At 71.9% G+C, this 3,084-nt stretch carries 3 protein-coding genes; 1 reads left to right on the plus strand and 2 read right to left on the minus strand.

The genetic code is table 11. From position 1 onward, the window contains the following. The coding region (locus tag GA0115233_RS39770) for a serine/threonine-protein kinase (protein ID WP_255310517.1) at window positions 1–927 on the minus strand (927 nt) is incomplete at its 3' end. A 44-nt stretch (window positions 928–971) separates the two neighbouring features. Continuing rightward, window positions 972–1,895, minus strand: coding sequence for an FkbM family methyltransferase (locus GA0115233_RS39775; RefSeq protein WP_093725646.1), 924 nt, complete (start codon window positions 1,893–1,895; stop codon window positions 972–974). Between the two features lie 184 nt (window positions 1,896–2,079). Here GA0115233_RS39775 and GA0115233_RS39780 point away from each other — a divergent pair, with 184 nt between their 5' ends. Further along, window positions 2,080–2,961, plus strand: coding sequence for an LLM class F420-dependent oxidoreductase (locus tag GA0115233_RS39780; RefSeq protein WP_093725648.1), 882 nt, complete (start codon window positions 2,080–2,082; stop codon window positions 2,959–2,961). Window positions 2,962–3,084: the final 123 nt, after the last annotated feature.

Consider the following 3,084-nt stretch of genomic DNA (forward strand, 5'->3'; position numbering starts at 1 on the left):
CTGCGCGGCGTCGGCCTCCTCGGTGCGGCGCCGCCGGTGCTGCTCGATCGCCGTGGACCAGCCGGGCGGCAGCCAGTCGGAGGCGCCCCCGGCCCCGGGACGCGCGGCGATGACGGCGCCGACCCGGGTCAGCAGCTCGCGCGGCTCGGGGCGGGCGGCGGGGTCGAGGGAGAGAGAGGGCCGGACCAGGGCGTCCAGCCCGGGCGGCAGCCCGGCCAGGTCGAGGTCGCCCTCCGTGGCCCGGACCAGTTGTTCCATCGCGGTGCCCTGGCCCATGTCGCGGTACGGGCTGCGGCCGGTGGCCAGATAGAAGAGCGTGGCGCCCAGCGAGAACACGTCCGACGCCGGCGTCGTCGGCTCGCCGCGGGCCTGCTCGGGGGCGGCGAAGGCGATGGTGCCGAGCGCCGCCCTGGTGCGGGTGAGATCGGCGGCCTGCGAGATCCCGAAGTCGATCAGCCGGGGCCCGTCCTCCGGCAGCAGCACATTGGACGGCTTCACGTCCCGGTGCACCAGACCGGCGTCATGGATGCTCACCAGCGCCTCGGTCATCCCGGCCGCCACCCAGTGCAGCCCCTCCGGCGGCAGCGGCCCCTGGCTCGCCACCAGCGCCTGGAGGGACGGCGCGGGCACGTACTCCGTGGCCATCCACGGCACCCGCGCCTCGGCGTCGGCGTCCACCACACTCGCCGTGTAGACCCCGCGCACCCGCCGGGCCAGCGCCACCTCCCGGGCGAACCGGCGACGATCGGCCTCGGGGACGACACCCTCGTCGTCGGAGGCCAGCAGCGTCTTCACGGCGACCGTGCGGCCGCCGGGGGAGCGGGCCAGGTACACCCGGCCCATGCCGCCGCTGGCCAGCTCGGCGAGCACGGTGTACGGCCCGATCCGCTCCCCGGGCCGTACCGGCCCCGCCCACTGCTCCGGCACCGCCGTCCCCTGCCTTCCGGTAACTGTCGGCCCACGGCCCACAGTTACCCGGCCAGGGCCTTGGGCCGCATCATCACGCAGTCGAATTCCACCACGCGCCCGGTCGCCGCCTCCCGCGTCACCGGATACATACCGGTGATCTCGAAGCCCCCCGCCTCGTACGTGGCCACCGACTCGCCCATCGGCGGACTGCCCTCGTACAGCCGCAGCACGGCGACCTCCGACTGCAGTCCCACGAAGTCGGCGATCCGCTCACCGCCCCCGGCGTACACCTCCAGGTCGTAGCCCTGGGTGTCCATCTTCAGGAAGGGGCGCGGGTCGTCGATGCCGTCGAGTGCCTCGTCGAGCACGTCGTCCAGGCGCCGGACGAGTATCTCCTCCGTACGGGTGGTGTGGAAGCGCTTGTAGCGGTCGCGGCCGTAATCACTCGCCGGGAGAAGGGAGTTCATGGTGTTCCAGCCGACGTGGATCTCGGCCGTGGACTCCTCGCGGCCCAACCCGAGGTGGTGCACGTGCCATTCGGGATCGTTCTCGGCCGCCTTGCTCAGCCGGGCGAAGGCCTCCGCCGTCGGCTCGAAGGAGACGATCCGGCCCCGGTAGCCGTGTCTGCGCAGCCGTTTGGCGTACTGACCGTGGTTCGCACCCACGTCCAGCACGCAGTTGACGCCGTACAGCCGGAACATCGCGGTGACGTGCTGCATGCACAGGTACTCCGACGCCGCCATCTGCAGCTTGCGCTCGTCCGCCGCGGACTTCTCGCCGAGGAGCAGCTGCGCCCCGCTCTCACCCAGCGGAACGCTGGTCCACGCCTTGGACGGGCCTTTCAGGACCAGCCAGGCGTCGTTGCCCGCCGGTTTCACCGTGTACCGGCCGCGTCTGGAGAGCAGGGCCGTTCCCGGAGCCAGGTCCGTCACGCGCACCCCGAGACGGGGCATCAACCGGAGCAGTCTGCGGTAAAGGGTCTGCATCCGCCTACCCTGCCAGAGTTGACCGGATTCGGTCCCCTGTTTGAAACGCTTTCCCCGATTTCCCCACCCGTTTCCGCCTCGCTTCAACACACCGGCGCCGCGCCGGAGTTCCGCTTGACTTCGAGCGCGCTCCAGGAACTAGCGTCGTCGGCGTCGACGGCGGTACGGGTGAGCGGAGAAGGCTATGCGGGCGGGCGTGCACATCAACCGGTTCGAGCACCCCGGGGGCGGACCCGCGCTGGGCGCCGAACTCGCGGCGGCCGGGCGTGCCGCCGAGGCGGCCGGGGTGAGCTGGCTGTCGGTGATGGACCACTACTTCCAGATGGAGTCCAACGGCGGCGCCGAGGCCCCGATGCTGGAGGCGTACACGACGCTCGGTTATCTGGCCGGGCACACCTCCACGGTCCGGCTCGGCGCGCTGGTCACCGGTGTGACCTACCGCCGTCCCGGCCTGCTGGCGAAGATCGTCACCTCGCTCGACGTGCTCTCCGGCGGCCGGGCCACCCTGGGTATCGGGGCGGCCTGGTACGACCGTGAGCACCTGGGCCTGGGCGTGGAGTTCCCGCCCCTTGCCGAGCGCTTCGAGCGGCTGGACGAGACCATGCGGATCTGCCGCCAGATGTGGGACCCGGAGAACAACGGCCCCTTCGAGGGGCGGCACTACCGGCTGGCGGAGACCCTGTGCGTGCCCGCGCCGGTGAGCGCACCGCACCCGGAGATCATGATCGGCGGTGGGGGAGAGAGGAAGACCCTGCGTCTGGTCGCCCGCCATGCCGACGCGTGCAACCTGTTCGCGTCGAGCCCGCAGGAGATCGCGCACAAGCTCGATGTGCTGCGCCGCCACTGCGACACCGAGGGCCGCGACTACGACGAGATCCGCCGGACCGTCCTCTACGCGGGCGCCCCCGCGCTGGAGGGTGACCTCGACGCCTTCACCCGCGACATCGCGGGTTACACCAAGCTCGGCATCGACACCGTGATTCTCGCCCCGAGCACGGGCGAGGCGGCGGCGTACATCGAGCGGTTCGCGGCGCCGGCGGTCGAGCGGCTGGCCGAGCTGGACTGATCGGCCTGTGTAAGCGCACGGGCCTGGACCGTGCGGCCCGTGTAACCGTACGGGCCTGGACTGTGCGGCCCGTGTAACCGTACGGGCCTGGACTGTGCGGCCCGTGAAACCGCACGGGCGGGG

It is taken from the genome of Streptomyces sp. DI166 (genome assembly GCF_900091315.1).
GTDB lineage: Bacteria > Actinomycetota > Actinomycetes > Streptomycetales > Streptomycetaceae > Streptomyces > Streptomyces fuscus.